Genomic DNA, 17,909 nt, shown 5'->3' on the forward strand with positions numbered 1-17,909 from the left:
TTACGATTCGGGCTGCAAACATGCGTCAGGGGGTGTAAAACAACGTAAAGTCATAGATTAGCGACGCCTGATGACGTAATTTCTGCCTCGGAGGTACGTAAACAATGAATAAAATCCTGTTAGTTGATGATGACCGAGAGCTGACTTCCCTGTTAAAGGAGTTGCTCGAAATGGAAGGTTTCGATGTGCTGGTTGCCTATGATGGGGAACAGGCGCTTGAGCTTCTGGATGACAGCATCGATTTACTTTTGCTCGACGTCATGATGCCGAAGAAAAATGGCATTGATACGCTGAAAGCACTTCGTCAGACACACCAGACACCCGTAATCATGCTGACCGCTCGCGGCAGCGAATTGGATCGCGTACTTGGCCTTGAACTGGGCGCGGACGACTATTTACCCAAACCGTTTAACGACCGTGAACTGGTCGCGCGCATCCGCGCTATTTTGCGTCGCTCACACTGGAGCGAACAGCAGCAGAACAGCGACAACGGTTCGCCGACTCTGGAAGTGGATGCGTTAAGCCTTAATCCGGGTCGCCAGGAAGCCAGCTTTGACGGGCAAACCCTGGAGTTAACCGGCACCGAATTCACCCTGCTCTATTTGCTGGCACAGCATCTCGGTCAGGTGGTTTCGCGTGAACACCTGAGCCAGGAAGTGCTGGGCAAACGCCTGACGCCTTTTGATCGCGCGATCGACATGCATATCTCGAACCTGCGTCGTAAGCTGCCAGAACGTAAAGACGGACACCCGTGGTTTAAAACCCTGCGCGGTCGCGGCTACCTGATGGTCTCCGCTTCATGATAGGGAGCTTAACCGCACGCATCTTTGCCATCTTCTGGTTGACGCTGGCACTGGTGTTGATGTTGGTACTGATGTTACCCAAGCTTGATTCACGCCAGATGACCGAGCTACTGGACAGCGAGCAGCGCCAGGGGTTGATGATTGAGCAACACGTTGAAGCTGAACTGGCGAACGATCCACCCAACGATTTAATGTGGTGGCGTCGCTTGTTTCGGGCGATAGACAAGTGGGCACCGCCAGGACAGCGGTTATTGCTTGTTACGACGGAAGGACGCGTGATCGGCGCAGAACGCAACGAAATGCAGATCATTCGTAACTTTATTGGTCAGGCCGATAACGCCGACCATCCGCAAAAGAAAAAATACGGTCGCGTTGAGATGGTCGGGCCTTTCTCCGTCAGAGACGGCGAAGATAACTACCAGCTGTATCTCATTCGACCTGCCAGCAGCTCACAATCTGACTTTATCAATCTGTTGTTCGACCGACCGCTGTTGTTGCTGATTGTCACCATGTTAGTCAGCTCTCCGCTATTGCTCTGGCTTGCCTGGAGTCTGGCGAAACCGGCGCGTAAGTTGAAAAACGCGGCGGATGAAGTGGCCCAGGGCAACCTGCGTCAGCATCCGGAACTGGAAGCCGGTCCGCAGGAATTTCTGGCGGCAGGCGCCAGCTTTAACCAGATGGTGACGGCGCTGGAGCGAATGATGACCTCGCAGCAACGCCTGCTGTCGGACATCTCCCACGAGTTGAGAACGCCGTTGACGCGTCTGCAGTTGGGCACCGCGCTGCTGCGCCGTCGTAGCGGTGAGAGCAAAGAGCTGGAACGTATTGAAACAGAAGCGCATCGGCTGGACAGCATGATCAACGACCTGCTGGTGATGTCACGCAATCAGCAGAAAAACGCGCTGGTCAGTGAAACGGTGAAAGCCAATCAGCTGTGGGGCGAAGTGCTGGATAACGCCGCCTTTGAAGCCGAGCAGATGGGTAAATCACTCACGGTGAATTTCCCGCCGGGCCCGTGGCCGCTGTACGGCAACCCAAATGCGCTGGAAAGCGCGCTGGAAAACATTGTGCGCAACGCCCTGCGTTATTCACACACGCAGATTGAAGTTGGCTTCGCGGTGGATATCGATGGGATTACCATCACCGTCGACGACGATGGCCCGGGCGTTAGCCCTGAAGACCGAGAACAGATTTTCCGTCCGTTCTATCGTACCGATGAGGCGCGCGATCGCGAGTCTGGCGGAACAGGTCTGGGTCTGGCGATTGTTGAAACCGCAATCCAACAGCATCGTGGCTGGGTGAAGGCCGAAGACAGCCCGCTGGGTGGTTTGCGGCTGGTAATTTGGTTGCCGCTGTATAAACGCGCTTAACAGGCTTCCCCGGTAACGTCGTACCGGGGAAGTTCTCACATTATGCTGCCACAGTCGCAGCCGCTAGCTTTTGCTTTTTAATCCGCTTCACCAGAATGGTCGAACAGATAAAGCCCATTAAGCTGAACGCAATCATCACGCTAAAGACATAGTTATAGCCCGTGATGCCGCTATTGGTATCCAGTAAATAGCCGTATAACGTATACGCAAACATGGCGGGCATATAACCGATGATACAGCCAAATGCCATCGCCGAACCGGCATATTCACGCGGGGTACCAATCTCATCCATTGGTGCAAAGAAAATGGCGCGCTGTGAGAAAATAATCGCCCCAAATCCTAGCGTCGCCGCCATACCGATATACACATTCATCGTTTGATGTGGCAACAGCATAAAAACAACCATAGCAGCAGCAGAGATCAGAAACGTCCACTTCAGGTAAACCGTAGGTGATTTAGCAACCTTATCCGCCAGCAGCCCACCAATCGGCCCTCCCACCATTTTCAATGCATACTGGTTGATGATGCCGTACGCGCCGACGAGCGCTACCGGCAGCATGTAGATATCTTTTAAGAATGGGATGAAGTAAGTCAGGCCACAGTACGCGGCGTAAACGAAGAAAATCCCTAAAGAAGCCAGCCAGACGTTAGGGCAGGACAACACATGTTTGATACCCTTTAAGACTTCCATGTTGGCACTGGTTTTCTCGCCGCCTTTCACTTTGTCATCATCGACAATAAAGTAAGTGAGAACACCCGCAGCCAGCGTAATTAGCGTATAAAACAGCAGTCCAGCCTGCATCCCCGCTTTACCTTCACCAAATTGGACGAAAACAAACAGAGCGCCAGAAGCGACGATAACATCCACCACGCCGCGTCCTGCTTCTAAAAAGCCAAACATGCGCCCTTGTTCTTCTTGCGTACCTAGCAGACGCACAGCTTTCAGTAACACCGGCCAATAAACCACATCGGCAAAGAACGCCATTGCGGCAAAGCAAATAAGATAACCGGTAAATGACGGTAGCGTCGCCAAATATAAACCGCATAGCCCAACGCCGATCAGACCAAATGGTAATAATATTTTCTTGGAATAACGGTCTGCGATATAGAGCGACAGAAAAAGCCCGGTTGTCTGAACAATCGTATAAACGGTAAAACTTAAACCAATTTGCGTATTGGTTAAACCCCAGTCACTTTGCATTGGCACATAGAAAACATCTTTCATACTTGAAAGTTTGAATATTGTGCCGCCGCCTAAAATTAAAAAACAGAGCCTTGCCCATTTATTCATGAACATAGTTAAACCCTCATTGCTTGTTGAGAGAAATATTTAAATTAAATCATGCAGTTAATAAATTAAGAGAGTTATTTTCATAACCCTTTTCGCATTTAATAATATTTAAAGAAGTTTATTTATTACTTGTAAACTTATCGCATAAATCACGGATATACTTTATTTGAGCAAGAGCATGTTCTTTTTCCTGCGCCAGTCGCGCATCAATCATGTCACTGTCGGGCAGCGGCGTATAGCTTGCATCGCGCCATGGGATCCAGGGATTATCACCTTCATCATCAAAACGAAATGCCGGGGCATAATATTCAACTTCCTCTTCCAGACCAAAAGCATTTACTTGCGGTTTATCCTCACCTAAAAGTAATAATGCCTTAAGCATCTCTTCCATTGGTAAATCACCGTATCCTGAACGACAAGCCTCATGCCCCCAGCCTTTACCTTCTTTAATAATTTTTGCGTCTTTGATATGCACCTGAGTGATTAGAGGGGACATAACTTCTAACGCAGAAAGCGGCTGCTCATTGGCGTTAATCATGTTGCCAAAATCAAACAGAATAGAGAGATTCTTCATTCCACTATTATTAACCAGCGTCATCAGTTCATGGCCTTGCAGATCTTCATGCTGTTCGATAGTAAAGCTTAGTCCGCAATCGTCATACTGAGACAACCACGCAATATCATTGGCAATCTTTGCCATGACATCGTTGAGATGTCCTTCATAGCGCGGGTAGAAACGTACTGAAGTTGCGCCAGTTGCCACAGCAATACGGATCGCATCCGTCAATGTCGCCTTGTCCGATGCGCTCGTTTCAATATGTACATCGAGGTTATATTTTTTTGCCTTTTCTTTAAAATCGTGCAACTGCCGATCGTTTAGTTTCTGCAGTGATTGGGACTCACCATCCTCAACATGTATTTTCACTCCCTTTAATTGTTGCTGATGCGCAATATCCAGAAGATCGCCCGGAAGGACTCTCTCATAGCGCATATTCAGATGAAAGGCATAAGCATGTAGGTACAGTGGTATATTTCTCGCACGTTCAGCGAGAAGTTCTTGGTTGCATTTTCCCATTATTTTTCTCATTCATCACGAATAACAAGTTCCACAGATTCAAGTCGCCAGTATTCAAAATCAACCTGAACCACTTTTTTATCTCGGGTAGCCCGATGTTTTTCTACTAAAATTCCATAAGTATTAGGCGCAACGCCCAACTCTTTGCAGGCCACTTCTGGCATATTGACCGGTTTAAAAATCATTTCTTTGATATTTAAAGCATGACCAAACGCATCTTCCCAGACGCTGGCAAAAGACTGATTGCCCAATTTGTTAATGAATCCTGGCGCAACATCAGCATCAATATAGGACTCATGGTAAAACACTTTATGCGAATCAAGACCACACCAACCGGTAACTAAATAGCGATCACCGGAGGAGAGAAAAACATCATCAACATGGTGCGGAACCGTCGCAATCGTTTCTTTGGTTAAATAACCCCAAAAAGGCTTGCGCCCCTGAGCACAGGCTTCAGCATTAAAGCTGGAAAGTGATTTGGGATTATAAATAAATCGCTTCGATGAAATAAACCAACCACTGCGGTTCTTTCGGAAGATACGCGCATCGATCTCAAGCTCAATCAGAACCTGACGTAAAGTCATGCGCTTCGCATCCAGCAACTCACATAACTCTCTCTCCGAAGGCAATTTAGAGCCCGCTGGCAAATTATTCTCGTTTAACCAGCTTTCAAAGCGCTCTCTAAGCACATCAACATTGTTTTTCTTTTTCATCTTGCTCATCTGGTTTAAACCAATTTAAAGCTAAGATATTTGAGTGCAGGAAATACTCAAGTTTTTTTTCAACGCAGAGTTTCTTTTTGTGGGCCAGGTATCAAGAATGGACTGAAAACATGGCGTGACAAGCAGGTTTTTTAACCCGCCTTAGTATGCAGAGATAAGAACCACGAGAGAGGCAAATCAGGTGTTACCACCTGATTTAATTGCATGGCCAGAATGGCTTTATTTTCCCCACAAACGTCGGGAATTGTCTTCGATCTTGCCGCTTAAACGACGCTTTTGCATCGTTCTGGTCCAGCTTTTCGATAACCCGGCAGCCGAGAGTAAACGGTGATATTGTGAGTCATCAAACGGCATATGCCAGGCAATGGCAATCGCCTCCCGCACGCTGACGTCGCTGACGCGTGAAGCCAGGATCAACGGCGCGTCCGCCGACACCTGGCCTGGAGCGATGACGCTGCACAACCAGCCCGTCTTGCCTGCATCCTGCATCTGGCTAGCCATATCGCTGATGCCAAAATGGAAATTCAGCTTAAAGCACGGCGAGCGCGGCTGCGTGACCTGAATCAGCGCATCTCCCCACTGGAAAATGTCGCCAATGAATACATTCTCTTCCGTTAGCCCCTGAGTAGAGAGATTCTCGCCAAACGCGGGCGCGACAAAGCGCTCTGCCTGCTCCGGAAACTCTTGTCTCCAGTGCTGATAGTGTTCACGCGGATAGTGGCACAGCGCGCGATCCGGCCCACCGTGAATTTTCGTTTCCGCCTGTTCATCACCCGTCAGCCCCAGTTCGGTCAGCATCAGCTCGCCGTCAACCTGGACCTTAGCAATCGCGCTGGGACGGCTTCCCGTGTAGTCCCGAACCTTGCCTGTAAAAACATCGACCGGATATCGCATCTGTTCCCTCTCCCGATAAATTTCCCCCATTACACCACATTTATTTTACCCCAGTCGCTCAAAATGAGAGCACGGTTCACATGAAACTTAGGGACACATGCTATCAATGTAATCTGGTTTTGAAACATCATTTCAAATAAGGAGTCAACAACGTGACTGGTCAATCGCAATTTGCTGGCGTCTGGTGTCCTTCCATTACGCCAATGGATAATGACGGCAAGATCGATCTTAACGGTCTAAGCCAGCATCTCAAACGCCTTACCGAGGCCAAAATCGACGTGATTTTGCTGATGGGTAGCATCGGGGAATTTGCCTCCTTTACGCTCGAAGAAAAGCTGCTACTGATCCGCGAGGCCCGCGCTATGAGCTCGCTGAAGATGGTCGCCAACGTCTCATCCACCTGCCAGAATGATGTGCTGTTGATGGCGCAGGAAGCGTATCGCGCCGATTACGACGCCGTGATGATCCTGCCGCCTTACTACTATGGGCAAACGGCAAAACAGCTGCTGAGCTACTACCGTCAGTTGGGGCAGAAGCTCAGCGGTAAATGGTTTGCCTATAACTTTCCGGCGCGCACTGGCTGCGATTTAACGCCTGAACTGGTTGCCACCCTCGCCGCCGAGTTCCCCAACTTCGCAGGCATTAAAGATACCGTCGACTGCCAGTCCCATACTCGCAGTATGATCCAGACCACCCGCGCCGTACGGGAGGATTTTGCCGTGTTGTCCGGCTATGACGAATACTACATTCCTAACCTGCTGGCAGGCGGCGCGGGGGTGATTTCAGGATTAAACAACGTCATGCCTGAACTGTTTGTCAGCGCACGGGAAGCATTTAAACAGGGCGACCTGACAGCACTTCGCGACATTCAGGACCAGATTGGCACCTACATGTCCATCTACGCCATCGGCGAAGATTTCGTCACCACCATCAAAACCGTGGTATCGCGTAAGTTTGGCTATTGCACCGGCGTGTCACGAAATGCCGGCGGAGAGTTGAACGAGGGTGAGTGTCGGACCATCGATGAGGTATTTGTCGTCAAAGCGTAAATCGTTAAGCCGGATGGAACAGACCATCCGGCAAAAGAGACTTACTTCACGGCGCTACGAATATCAATTTCCGCCGCCCTGGCTTTAACTCTTTTCGACCAGATGGAAGTGATAATCGGCACCAGAATGGAGGTCACAATCACCGACGTGGCGACAAGGGAAGTTGCTGCCGGCGCCATCGGTTTAAATGCCGGAACCATTTCAGCAATCAGCACTGGCGTAGCGACCGCCGCACCGGCTGAGCTGGAGGCCGCAATCCCCGCTGTGCCATCGCCGCCGCCAATCAGTTTATCAGCGATAATCAATGGAATACCGGTAATGATAATTACCGCCACGCCCAGCAAAATACCCAGTACACCGGTCTGCGCAATCACGCTCAAATCAATGGTGTTACCAAGCGCGAAGGCAAAGAAAGGAATCAATGTCTGCACCGCTTTGCTGAAGAACTCCCGCAGCTCAGGGTCCAGATTCCCCAGCGCAAAGCCAATCAGGAACGGTAATACGGCCCCCACAAACACGTGTGGTTCAAACGAAGCGATCCCGGCGGTTCCCAGAATCACCATAGTCATCAGCGGGCCAGACTCCAGCGACATCAGGACAAACGCCCCGGCCTCTTCTTTGGTGCCGTACTGCTGCATAATCGAGGCATACAGCCCGCCGTTGGTCATATCCATGGCGGCCACCAGCGCCAGCGTAGACAACCCGGCGAAGAAACCAACTTCTACACCATGTTCCGGCAGAATACGTGAAGCAATCGCCGCGACCACCCACGCTACCAGGATCTTGGTTATGACCAGTGTGCCTGATTTACGCAGCACGGTACCGGTGGCGCTTAGCTTGATCGACGCCCCCATACAAAAGAACCAGACCGCCAGAATAGGCACCGTACCGGTGATCATACCGTTGGTAAAGGAGCCGAAGTATTTCCCGGCGCCGGGGGAAAAGGTGTGACACAACGCGCCCAAAAAAAGCGGCACCAGCATCATGCCGCCTGGGATTTTCTCTATCGTTCGTTTGATCTGCATTTCCATCACCTGTAGACATAAAAATGGGGCAATTTTTATGGGCGATTGCATCTTGCTTATGAGATGCGCCCGTCTTGATGAAACGAAGATAGACATTCATAGAGACTATAAAAGTGATCCCACCCGCATAATAAAACCTTGTTTCAATTTAAGTGGATCATCGTTTTTATATTGATTTTGATCACAAAAAAACCCCCACAAGCATCGCTTGCAGGGGCTTACTAAAGCGTAGAACTTATTTTTTCGCTGCGAAACGCGCGGCAGCTTCGTCCCAGTTCACCACGTTCCAGAACTCTTTGATATAGTCCGGGCGACGGTTCTGGAATTTCAGGTAATAAGCGTGCTCCCAAACGTCCAGGCCCACGATCGGGAAGCCGGAAGCGCCAGAGATAGCTTCACCCATCAGCGGGGAATCCTGGTTAGCAGTGGAAACAACAGCCAGTTTGTCACCTTTCAGAACCAGCCACGCCCAGCCGGAACCAAAACGGGTTGCTGCAGCTTTTTCAAATTCAGCTTTGAAGTTGTCCACGGAGCCGAAGTCACGTTCGATAGCCGTTTTCAGGTCGCCCTGCAGCGTAGTACCGGTTTTCAGGCCTTTCCAGAACAGGCTGTGGTTAGCGTGGCCGCCCGCGTTGTTACGCAGTACGGTTTTCTTGTCTGCTGGCAGTTGATCCAGTTTGGTGATCAGCTCTTCAACAGGCAGGCTCGCGAATTCAGGCAAGCTTTCCAGCGCAGCGTTCGCGTTGTTTACGTAAGCCTGGTGGTGTTTGGTATGGTGGATTTCCATCGTCTGCTTATCAAAGTGCGGTTCAAGGGCATCATAAGCGTACGGCAGGGATGGCAGTGTATAACTCATAATCATCTCCAGTATTGTCGGGCGGCCAGTGTTAACGCCGCGTAAGCAGTTGGGTCATTATAGTTAATTAAATGATATTGAAAATGATTATCAATGCCGTACTTTTTACATGGATATTATGAGGTAAAAGTGTGAGCATCACTGGGAAAATCAGGCTGATTTTGCCAACCTGAGTATAAAATAGGCAGCGACATGAAGGACATGGGAGATAAATCACGACATAGTCTGAAGATTATCTCACAAGGAAATATTGCTATGTCTGTCAACATCGCCCTTTTTGGTATCGGCCTCGACACATACTGGCCCCAGTTTACAGGCCTGGAGTCACGTCTTCAGGGCTATCTGCAATCAATTGATGAACGCCTGACGGCGCAACAAGCCAGCGTGATTAATGGCGGCCTGATTGATAACGTCGATAAAGCCGATGCCCTTATCAGACGGTTGCAGCAACAGCCGGTCGATGCTGTCTGTCTTTACATCAGCACCTACGCGCTCAGCTCAACGGTGCTACCGCTTGTGCAGAGTATCAATAAACCGGTCATTATTCTGGCCCTACAGCCAGAGCCAGGGCTACCTTATTCAACAATCCGTCAAATTCCCGATCGGGGAGGCCGTACTGGAGAGTGGCTGGCGCACTGTCAGGCCTGCAGCGCCCCCGAACTGGCAAACGTGTTTAACCGTGCGAATATCCGCTTTCAGTTGATTGTTGGCGCATTACAGGGCGATGAGTATGTCTGGCAACAAACGGCGCAGTGGCTACAGGCACTTAACGCTCGTCAAATGCTGGCAAATTGTCAGGTCGGCGTCCTCGGGCACTATTATGACGGCATGGTAGACGTTTACAGCAATATGACGAACTTGTCCGCCAAAATGGGCGTACGCTTTAAGCCACTGGAAATGTGTGAGTTGGCGGAATATCGCGAGCAGGTCAGCGAGGCAGACCTCAACGCCAAACGACAGGAAATGCACCGTGTACTTCAGTTGGATGTGGCATGCGAACCTGCAGAGCTCAACCGCGCACTCACCACTGCCTGCGCCATGGATAAACTAATTGCCCAGAATAAACTCGGTGCACTAGCCTATTACTATGAAGGCCGTAACGGCAACGCTTACGAGAACATCATCACCTCAATCATTCTCGGCAACACGCTGCTTACCCACCGTGGTATTCCCGTAGCGGGAGAATATGAAATCAAAAATGTGCTGGCGATGAAAATTCAGCAACTTCTGGGGGCTGGCGGTTCATTCTCAGAACCATATGGCATTGAATTTAATGATGATGCTGTTTTGTGGGGACATGACGGTCCGGCACACCCGCTGATGGCGGATGGTCCGGTGAGTCTGGTGCCGCTGCCGGTTTATCATGGTAAACCCGGTAAAGGTGTATCTATCCAGATGACCGTAAAATCAGGTCCGGTGACCTTTCTTTCGGTAATTGAAGATGCCGAAAACGGGGTGCGTTTACAGTATGCCGAGGGTGAAGCTGTACCAGGTGAAGTCCTGGATATTGGCAACACCAATAGCCGCTATCGCTTCCCGTTATCAGCTCGCGAGTTCACCACGCAATGGTGTATGGGCGGCCCAGCTCATCATTGCAGCATTGGCCTGGGGCACCATGGCGAGGCACTGGAAAAACTCGCCTGGCTACTGGGTATTCAGGCAGTAAGAATTTGCTAATCCTCTATATTTCCGCCCTTCTCAAAAAAGAGGGGCGGGGCCGCATTTGTGATCAATATCCCTTTCATCCCCTGAATTTTGCCAGCATTACTGATCACACGGCAGCATGCTGAAGGTTAATCTATTGCTCACTCTTTAGACTTTTGAACATCAAAACGGGTGTTTTCATCCTGCCAAATCGATAATTCAAAAGGAAACAGAATGGGTAACGCAATTACGATGGGGATAATATGGCATCTAATCGGTGCCGCTAGTGCCGCTTGTTTCTATGCCCCTTTTAAAAAGGTACAACACTGGTCCTGGGAAACCATGTGGTCTATAGGTGGTTTTGTTTCATGGCTGATCCTTCCCTGGCTAGTCAGCGCGCTCCTTCTGCCGGACTTCTGGGCCTATTACAGTTCATTCAGTGCGTCCACCCTGCTGCCGGTATTTTTATTCGGTGCCATGTGGGGGATTGGTAATATCAACTATGGCCTGACTATGCGCTATCTCGGTATGTCGATGGGGATCGGGATCGCTATCGGCATTACGCTAATTGTTGGTACCTTAATGACGCCAATCATTGCCGGTAAATTTGACGTGCTCATTGGCACACCAGGCGGACGTATGACCCTGCTCGGCGTGCTGGTCGCCCTGATCGGAGTGGCGATTGTCACCCGCGCCGGACAGTTAAAAGAGCGCAAGATGGGCATCAAAGCCGAAGAGTTCAATCTGAAAAAAGGTCTGATACTGGCGGTGATGTGCGGCTTTTTCTCCGCGGGGATGTCCTTTGCCATGGATGCGGCTAAACCAATGCACGAAGCCGCTGCAACACTCGGTATCGATCCGCTGTATGTCGCCCTGCCAAGCTACGTAGTCATCATGGGCGGTGGTGCGGTGATCAATCTGGGATACTGCTTCATTCGTCTGGCAAAAATGAAAAACCTGTCAGTAAAGGCCGACTTCTCTTTAGCAAAACCGCTGATTATCAGCAATATCCTGTTTTCGGCGCTTGCTGGCCTGATGTGGTATCTCCAGTTCTTCTTTTACGCCTGGGGCCATGCCAAAATTCCAGCACAGTATGACTACATGAGCTGGATGCTGCACATGAGCTTCTACGTCCTGTGCGGCGGTATCGTGGGCCTGATCATGAAAGAGTGGAGCAATGCAGGGAGACGTCCGGTCAGCGTGCTAAGTCTTGGCTGCGTAGTGATCATTGTCGCAGCAAACATTGTTGGTCTGGGAATGGCCAGCTAATCATGTTGGGTACTGAGATGACGCCACTGGCTCGGCGTCATCCCGGTTTCGCGCGTGAATACCACCGAAAAGTAGTTACTATCCTCAAAGCCGCAGCGCATGGAAATCTCACTAATCATCAACCGACTATGCTTGAGCAGATACTGTGCATGGCACACCCGCACCTGGCGCTGATACTGGTTGATCGTCATCCCGGTCTGGCTGCGGAACTGCTGGCGCAAAACGCGTTCGCTGCACCGTTCACGCTCGCAAAACGTATCCAGTTCGAACGCATGCTCATGGCTACCGGCTAACGCGGTGATCAGTTTATCCAGCAGCGTTTCACTTGACGTCGCCGGGAGCGTATCCGTGGCATAACGATGACGTTTAAGGTGAGTTACCAGTTGACCAAACAGCAGCTCAGCCATGGTAAAGGCCTGCGCATCGCGCTGATTACTTTCATGCTCAAGCTGGCTTATCACCTGTCTGGCCTGGGTCATGCCAACGCTGCCGAGTCGCCAGTGCGGCTGCCTTGGCGTACCGTCAAATCCGGGGATCGCCCCTTGCCAGTCAACATTCAGCGTTAACCGCTCCGGGCAGTAGATGATATTTTGCAACACAAGGTCGTTAACGGAGGTGTAGGAGTGTTTATCTTCTGCGCGAATGTAAAACAGATCGCCACGGGTTATCCGGTACGGACGATCGTTAAGGACATGCAGACCATTGCCGCGCCAGACCAGAACCAGCTCGCAAAACTCGTGGGTATGCTCAGCAAAGACATCCTGCGGATAACGATCGGCCACGGCGACAGCCTGCTGCTCATGCGCAAAAAAGTCTGATTTCAAAAGAACCAGATGATTCGCCATCACATCACCTCAACCTGTACGCTTGCCGGATGCGCTGCGCTTATCCGGCATGAAAGGGTATGATTATCAGCAAACGGACGGTAAAAAACGTTGATAGCTTTCGCGTTACTGAAGGCTGCTTCCCGCTATAAGGTCACGCCCCTGACGAATATCGCGTGGCGACCACTCGAACTCACGGCGAAAAAGCGTCGAAAAGTGGTTACTGTCACCGAAACCGCAGAGATAAGCGATATCAGTCACGCTGTCATCACTGTGGCGGAGCAGATATCGGGCTTTAATCAGTCGCAGACGGTTAAGGTAGCGCTGCGGCGTCAATCCTGTTTGCTGTTTAAGCTGGCGATGCAGAGTGCGTAAAGAGAGCGAAAACTTCTCGGCCAGCGCCTCCCAACACACCTCTTCGGCAAAGTTATCCTCCAGCCATGCCATCAAAAGGTTAAGCCGCGCATCGTTATCGGTCGCCGCTTCCATCAGGCTGCTTTTACGTAGCAGTACCAGCAACTGCATAAACAAGATCTCGCGATTTGCCGCCGTGGGCGTATCCATCTCCTCGCCGAGCGTCTCCATCTGCCCCACCAGGTGACGAACCTGCTGCAGTACGCCCTGGTTTACGCGCCAGTGGGAGGGATACTGCCCATTTTGTTCCTGAGGCAAAAGCTGATTCAGCCCGGCCAGAAATTGAAACGCATCCGGAGAGCGATACAACACATTGGTCAGACACAGATTGTCAGTATGTTCATATAAATGCCTGTCATGATCGCGGACGAAACACACCGTACCACCGCTGATGGTGTAAGGCTGTCCGTTGAACACATGGATCCCCGTTCCATGTTCGACCACCACAATTTCATGAAAATCATGATGATGTTCAGGAAACGCGGGCTGAGGAAGCCGCGGTTCAATAGCCACAGGCGCTTTACCTGTCGGAAAAAAATCCACGCAATGCAGTACGGTCATGACGGCTCCCCCTGATTAACGAATATGGCTGAATAGTAATTAAGGGTTCCTACCCTCACCTTAATTTTTTGACGCCAAAGTGCGTAAACACGGTTAATTCTTCAAGAAATGGCGGGAAAGATCGGGAAATGCGGAAGGCGTCACATCCGCCAAAATCCGCGCGATTAGTGGAAACTGTGAACAACATCACGTTCACCTTTGCCATGTTGCCAGCCGCTAATTGGGGCTGTCACTGTCAAGAAGGTACGCTTTATTCGGGGTTCTTAGACTGAGTGCAATAAAACTCAGAAGGACCTCGCCATGACTTTTCGCCATTGTGTCGCTGTCGATCTCGGCGCATCCAGTGGGCGCGTAATGCTCGCACGTTACGACAGTAATCACCGCACCCTGACGCTGCGTGAAATCCACCGCTTCGTTAACTGTCTGCAAAAAACGGACGGTTTTGACACCTGGGACATCGACAGCCTGGAAAACGACATTCGCCTTGGACTGAAAAAAGTCTGTGATGAAGGCATTCGGATAGACAGCATTGGCATTGATACCTGGGGCGTGGATTACGTATTGATCGATAACGCCGGACAACGTGTTGGTCTGCCGGTCTCTTACCGTGACAGCCGCACGACCGGCATTATGTCACAGGCGATGGCGCAGCCAGGTAAAGGTGAAATCTACCGCCGTAGCGGCATTCAGTTTCTGCCGTTTAACACCCTGTATCAGCTACGTGCGCTGGTTGAACAGCAGCCAGAACTGCTTGCGCAGGTGGCACATGCCCTGCTGATCCCCGACTACTTCAGCTTTCGCCTGACCGGCAAATTGAACTGGGAATACACCAACGCCACCACCACCCAGTTAGTCAATATCAACACCGACGACTGGGATGACACGCTGCTGGCGTGGACCGGGGCAGACAAAGCCTGGTTTGGTCGCCCGACGCATCCGGGGAACGTCATTGGTCACTGGATTTGCCCGCAGAAAAACCAAATTCCGGTTGTGGCCGTCGCCAGTCACGACACCGCCAGCGCGGTCATCGCTTCACCGCTGGCCGATAAAAATAGTGCGTATCTCTCTTCCGGTACCTGGTCGCTGATGGGCTTTGAGAGCAGAACGCCGTATACCAACGATGCGGCGCTGGCGGCGAACATCACCAACGAAGGGGGCGCGGAAGGGCGCTACCGCGTCCTGAAAAACATCATGGGACTGTGGCTGCTCCAGCGCGTTTTAAAAGAGCGCCAGATTACCGACCTGCCAACGCTTATTGCCCAAACGCAAGCGCTGCCGGCCTGCCAATTCCTGATAAACCCGAACGATGATCGCTTTATCAACCCCGACGATATGAGCGCGGAAATTCAGGCGGCCTGCCGTGAATCGGGTCAACCCGTTCCCCAGCAAAACGCCGAACTGGCGCGCTGTATCTTCGACAGCCTGGCATTGCTATACGCTGACATTCTGCAAGAGCTGGCACAACTGCGTGGTGCAGCATTTAGCCAACTGCACATCGTTGGCGGAGGCTGCCAGAACGCCCTACTGAACCAGCTGTGCGCGGATGCCTGCGGTATTCGCGTGATGTCCGGGCCGATTGAGGCCTCCACGCTCGGCAATATTGGCATCCAGTTGATGACGCTGGACGAGCTTAACAACGTCGATGATTTCCGTCAGGTGGTGCGTGCCAACTACGACCTGACCACCTTCATTCCAAATCCTGAAAGTGAAATTGCCCGCTACCAGGCGCAGTTTCCATCACTACGACAGACAAAGGAGCTTTGCGCATGACCACTCAACTTGAACAAGCCTGGGAACTGGCAAAACTGCGTTTCGCCGCGGTAGGCATTGATGTCGAGGCGGCCTTACGCCAGCTCGATCGTCTGCCGGTCTCCATGCACTGCTGGCAGGGCGATGATGTCGCCGGTTTCGAGAATCCGGAGGGCTCGCTCACAGGCGGTATTCAGGCTACCGGCAACTATCCGGGCAAAGCGCGTAACGCCACCGAGCTGCGCGCCGATCTGGAGCAGGCGCTGAGCCTGATCCCAGGTCCAAAACGTCTGAATTTGCACGCGATCTATCTGGAGTCCGATACGCCGGTTGCCCGCGATCAAATCAAACCTGAACACTTTAAAAACTGGGTCGAGTGGGCGAAAGCAAACCAGTTAGGGCTGGATTTCAACCCATCCTGCTTCTCTCACCCGCTGAGCGCCGACGGCTTCACGCTGGCCCATGCCGATGACACTATTCGCCAGTTTTGGATTGACCACTGCAAAGCCAGCCGTCGCGTCTCAGCGTATTTTGGCGAGCAGTTGGGTACGCCGTCAGTGATGAATATCTGGATCCCGGATGGCATGAAAGACATTACCGTTGACCGGTTAGCGCCGCGCCAACGTCTGCTTGAAGCACTGGATGAAGTGATCAGCGAAAAACTCGACCCGGCGCACCATATCGACGCCGTCGAGAGCAAGCTGTTTGGCATCGGCGCCGAAAGCTACACCGTGGGCTCCAACGAGTTCTATATGGGTTACGCCACCAGCCGTCAGACCGCGCTGTGCCTGGATGCGGGTCACTTCCATCCGACTGAAGTGATTTCCGACAAAATCTCCGCCGCCATGCTGTACGTACCGCGTCTGCTGCTGCACGTCAGCCGTCCGGTGCGCTGGGACAGCGATCACGTGGTGCTGCTGGATGACGAAACGCAGGCGATTGCCAGCGAGATCGTCCGCCACAACCTGTTTGACCGCGTACACATCGGCCTCGACTTCTTCGACGCCTCTATTAACCGCATCGCCGCGTGGGTTATCGGCACTCGCAATATGAAAAAAGCCCTGCTGCGCGCGCTGTTAGAACCGACCGGGCAACTGCGTCAGCTTGAAGCCAGCGGTGATTACACCGCACGTCTGGCCTTGCTGGAAGAGCAAAAATCGCTGCCGTGGCAGGCCGTCTGGGAGATGTACTGCCAGCGTCACGACACGCCAGCAGGAAGTCAGTGGCTGGACAGCGTGCGCGCCTATGAGAAAGAGATTTTGAGCAAACGTAGCTAACCGTGACACCAGGCTTACAGGCCGGATAAGACGCCCCACGTCGCTATCCGGCAATGAATGAAAGACGATTGCCGGATGGATCTTCGCTTATCCGGCCTACGTAAGACCCGATAACGATCGGGCAATCAACAGGATCACCGAATATGCAAAACATGACTAATTCCTGGTTCGTCCAGGGGATGATCAAAGCCACTTCCGACGCGTGGCTGAAAGGCTGGGACGAACGTAACGGCGGCAACCTGACGCTGCGTCTGGATGAGGCTGACATTGCGCCATTTAGCGCCGATTTCCACGAAAAACCGCGCTATATCGCGCTAAGTCAGCCAATGCCTTTGCTGGCGAACACGCCGTTTATCGTCACCGGTTCCGGTAAATTTTTCCGTAACGTTCAGCTCGATCCCGCGGCAAATTTGGGCGTGGTGAAAGTAGACAGCGACGGCGCGGGCTACCACATCCTTTGGGGCCTGACCCACGAAGCGGTGCCAACCTCCGAGTTGCCGGCTCACTTCCTCTCGCATTGCGAGCGTATTAAAGCGACGAACGGCAAAGACCGCGTGATCATGCACTGCCATGCTACCAACCTGATCGCCCTGACCTACGTGCTGGAAAACAACACCCCGCTGATTACCCGCAAACTGTGGGAAGGCAGCACCGAGTGTCTGGTGGTGTTCCCGGATGGCGTCGGCATTCTGCCGTGGATGGTGCCGGGTACGGATGAAATCGGCCAGGCTACCGCCGAGGAAATGCAGAAACACTCGCTGGTACTGTGGCCGTTCCACGGCGTGTTCGGCAGCGGTCCCTCCCTCGACGAAGCATTTGGCTTGATAGATACCGCAGAAAAATCCGCCGAAGTTTTAGTCAAAATCTATTCGATGGGCGGTATGAAGCAGACCATCACGCGTGAAGAGCTGGTCGCACTGGCTAAACGCTTTGGCGTGACTCCGCTGGCAAGCGCCGTAGAGTTGTACTGATACCTGCCAACTCAACGCCGGATGCGGCTTCGCTTTATCCGGCCTACATGATGATGCACGTTTCACCGTCGGCCCGATAAGCGTAATGCCATCGGGCACCAGGGATTTTTTTTAA

The 17,909-nt window shown here is 51.8% G+C and carries 16 protein-coding genes; 8 read left to right on the plus strand and 8 right to left on the minus strand.

Annotated features, from left to right (window positions below; all coding sequences use genetic code 11):
• Positions 1 to 104 precede the first annotated feature (104 nt).
• On the plus strand, positions 105 to 803 hold the full coding sequence (cpxR, locus tag HVZ39_RS23845) for an envelope stress response regulator transcription factor CpxR (RefSeq protein ID WP_006686193.1): 699 nt from the start codon (positions 105 to 107) through the stop codon (positions 801 to 803).
• Positions 800 to 2,173, plus strand: coding sequence for an envelope stress sensor histidine kinase CpxA (gene cpxA / locus HVZ39_RS23850; protein ID WP_016155210.1), 1,374 nt, complete (start codon positions 800 to 802; stop codon positions 2,171 to 2,173). The genes cpxR and cpxA overlap by 4 nt, the downstream gene beginning before the upstream one ends.
• A gap of 40 nt (positions 2,174 to 2,213) precedes the next feature.
• Here the strand turns inward: cpxA and HVZ39_RS23855 are convergent, their stop codons facing one another.
• The 4 genes from HVZ39_RS23855 to yiiM all read right to left on the minus strand — a co-directional run bounded on the left by HVZ39_RS23855 (position 2,214) and on the right by yiiM (position 6,155).
• Complete coding sequence (locus HVZ39_RS23855) at positions 2,214 to 3,464, minus strand: MFS transporter (RefSeq protein WP_029139693.1); 1,251 nt, start codon at positions 3,462 to 3,464, stop codon at positions 2,214 to 2,216.
• Between the two features lie 118 nt (positions 3,465 to 3,582).
• On the minus strand, positions 3,583 to 4,539 hold the full coding sequence (locus HVZ39_RS23860) for a TIM barrel protein (protein ID WP_181633036.1): 957 nt from the start codon (positions 4,537 to 4,539) through the stop codon (positions 3,583 to 3,585).
• Between the two features lie 8 nt (positions 4,540 to 4,547).
• On the minus strand, positions 4,548 to 5,252 hold the full coding sequence (locus HVZ39_RS23865) for a GntR family transcriptional regulator (protein ID WP_019077919.1): 705 nt from the start codon (positions 5,250 to 5,252) through the stop codon (positions 4,548 to 4,550).
• Positions 5,253 to 5,480: 228 nt separating this feature from the next.
• The gene (gene yiiM, locus HVZ39_RS23870) at positions 5,481 to 6,155 is read right to left on the minus strand and encodes a 6-hydroxyaminopurine reductase (protein WP_075848782.1); all 675 of its coding nucleotides are present in this window, start codon (positions 6,153 to 6,155) and stop codon (positions 5,481 to 5,483) included.
• Positions 6,156 to 6,307: 152 nt separating this feature from the next.
• Between yiiM and HVZ39_RS23875 the strand changes: the two genes are divergently transcribed.
• The gene (locus tag HVZ39_RS23875) at positions 6,308 to 7,204 is read left to right on the plus strand and encodes a dihydrodipicolinate synthase family protein (protein ID WP_181633037.1); all 897 of its coding nucleotides are present in this window, start codon (positions 6,308 to 6,310) and stop codon (positions 7,202 to 7,204) included.
• A gap of 41 nt (positions 7,205 to 7,245) precedes the next feature.
• Here the strand turns inward: HVZ39_RS23875 and kdgT are convergent, their stop codons facing one another.
• On the minus strand, positions 7,246 to 8,229 hold the full coding sequence (kdgT, locus tag HVZ39_RS23880; RefSeq protein ID WP_016155204.1) for a 2-keto-3-deoxygluconate transporter: 984 nt from the start codon (positions 8,227 to 8,229) through the stop codon (positions 7,246 to 7,248).
• A 235-nt stretch (positions 8,230 to 8,464) separates the two neighbouring features.
• Positions 8,465 to 9,085: a superoxide dismutase [Mn] gene (sodA, locus tag HVZ39_RS23885; protein ID WP_181633038.1), complete on the minus strand. Its 621-nt coding sequence runs from the start codon at positions 9,083 to 9,085 to the stop codon at positions 8,465 to 8,467.
• 255 nt (positions 9,086 to 9,340) lie between these two features.
• Here sodA and HVZ39_RS23890 point away from each other — a divergent pair, with 255 nt between their 5' ends.
• A complete protein-coding gene (locus HVZ39_RS23890; RefSeq protein ID WP_032932209.1) occupies positions 9,341 to 10,762 on the plus strand; it encodes an L-fucose/L-arabinose isomerase family protein in 1,422 nt (473 codons plus the stop codon).
• A gap of 201 nt (positions 10,763 to 10,963) precedes the next feature.
• Positions 10,964 to 11,998, plus strand: coding sequence for an L-rhamnose/proton symporter RhaT (gene rhaT / locus HVZ39_RS23895; protein ID WP_181633039.1), 1,035 nt, complete (start codon positions 10,964 to 10,966; stop codon positions 11,996 to 11,998).
• Here the strand turns inward: rhaT and rhaR are convergent.
• Positions 11,995 to 12,843: an HTH-type transcriptional activator RhaR gene (gene rhaR, locus HVZ39_RS23900; RefSeq protein WP_016155201.1), complete on the minus strand. Its 849-nt coding sequence runs from the start codon at positions 12,841 to 12,843 to the stop codon at positions 11,995 to 11,997. The genes rhaT and rhaR overlap by 4 nt on opposite strands.
• A 105-nt stretch (positions 12,844 to 12,948) precedes the next feature.
• A complete protein-coding gene (gene rhaS, locus HVZ39_RS23905; protein ID WP_181633040.1) occupies positions 12,949 to 13,797 on the minus strand; it encodes an HTH-type transcriptional activator RhaS in 849 nt (282 codons plus the stop codon).
• Positions 13,798 to 14,097: 300 nt separating this feature from the next.
• Between rhaS and rhaB the strand changes: the two genes are divergently transcribed.
• The 3 genes from rhaB (at position 14,098) to rhaD (ending at position 17,794) form a co-directional block, all read left to right on the plus strand.
• A complete protein-coding gene (gene rhaB, locus HVZ39_RS23910) occupies positions 14,098 to 15,567 on the plus strand; it encodes a rhamnulokinase (RefSeq protein ID WP_181633041.1) in 1,470 nt (489 codons plus the stop codon).
• A complete protein-coding gene (gene rhaA, locus HVZ39_RS23915) occupies positions 15,564 to 16,823 on the plus strand; it encodes an L-rhamnose isomerase (RefSeq protein ID WP_065554794.1) in 1,260 nt (419 codons plus the stop codon). Before rhaB ends, rhaA begins: the two co-directional genes overlap by 4 nt.
• Positions 16,824 to 16,966: 143 nt before the next feature.
• On the plus strand, positions 16,967 to 17,794 hold the full coding sequence (rhaD, locus tag HVZ39_RS23920) for a rhamnulose-1-phosphate aldolase (protein WP_016155197.1): 828 nt from the start codon (positions 16,967 to 16,969) through the stop codon (positions 17,792 to 17,794).
• The last annotated feature ends 115 nt before the right edge of the window (positions 17,795 to 17,909 follow it).

The sequence above is a fragment of the Citrobacter sp. RHB35-C21 genome (assembly GCF_013816515.1).
Lineage (GTDB): Bacteria > Pseudomonadota > Gammaproteobacteria > Enterobacterales > Enterobacteriaceae > Citrobacter > Citrobacter braakii.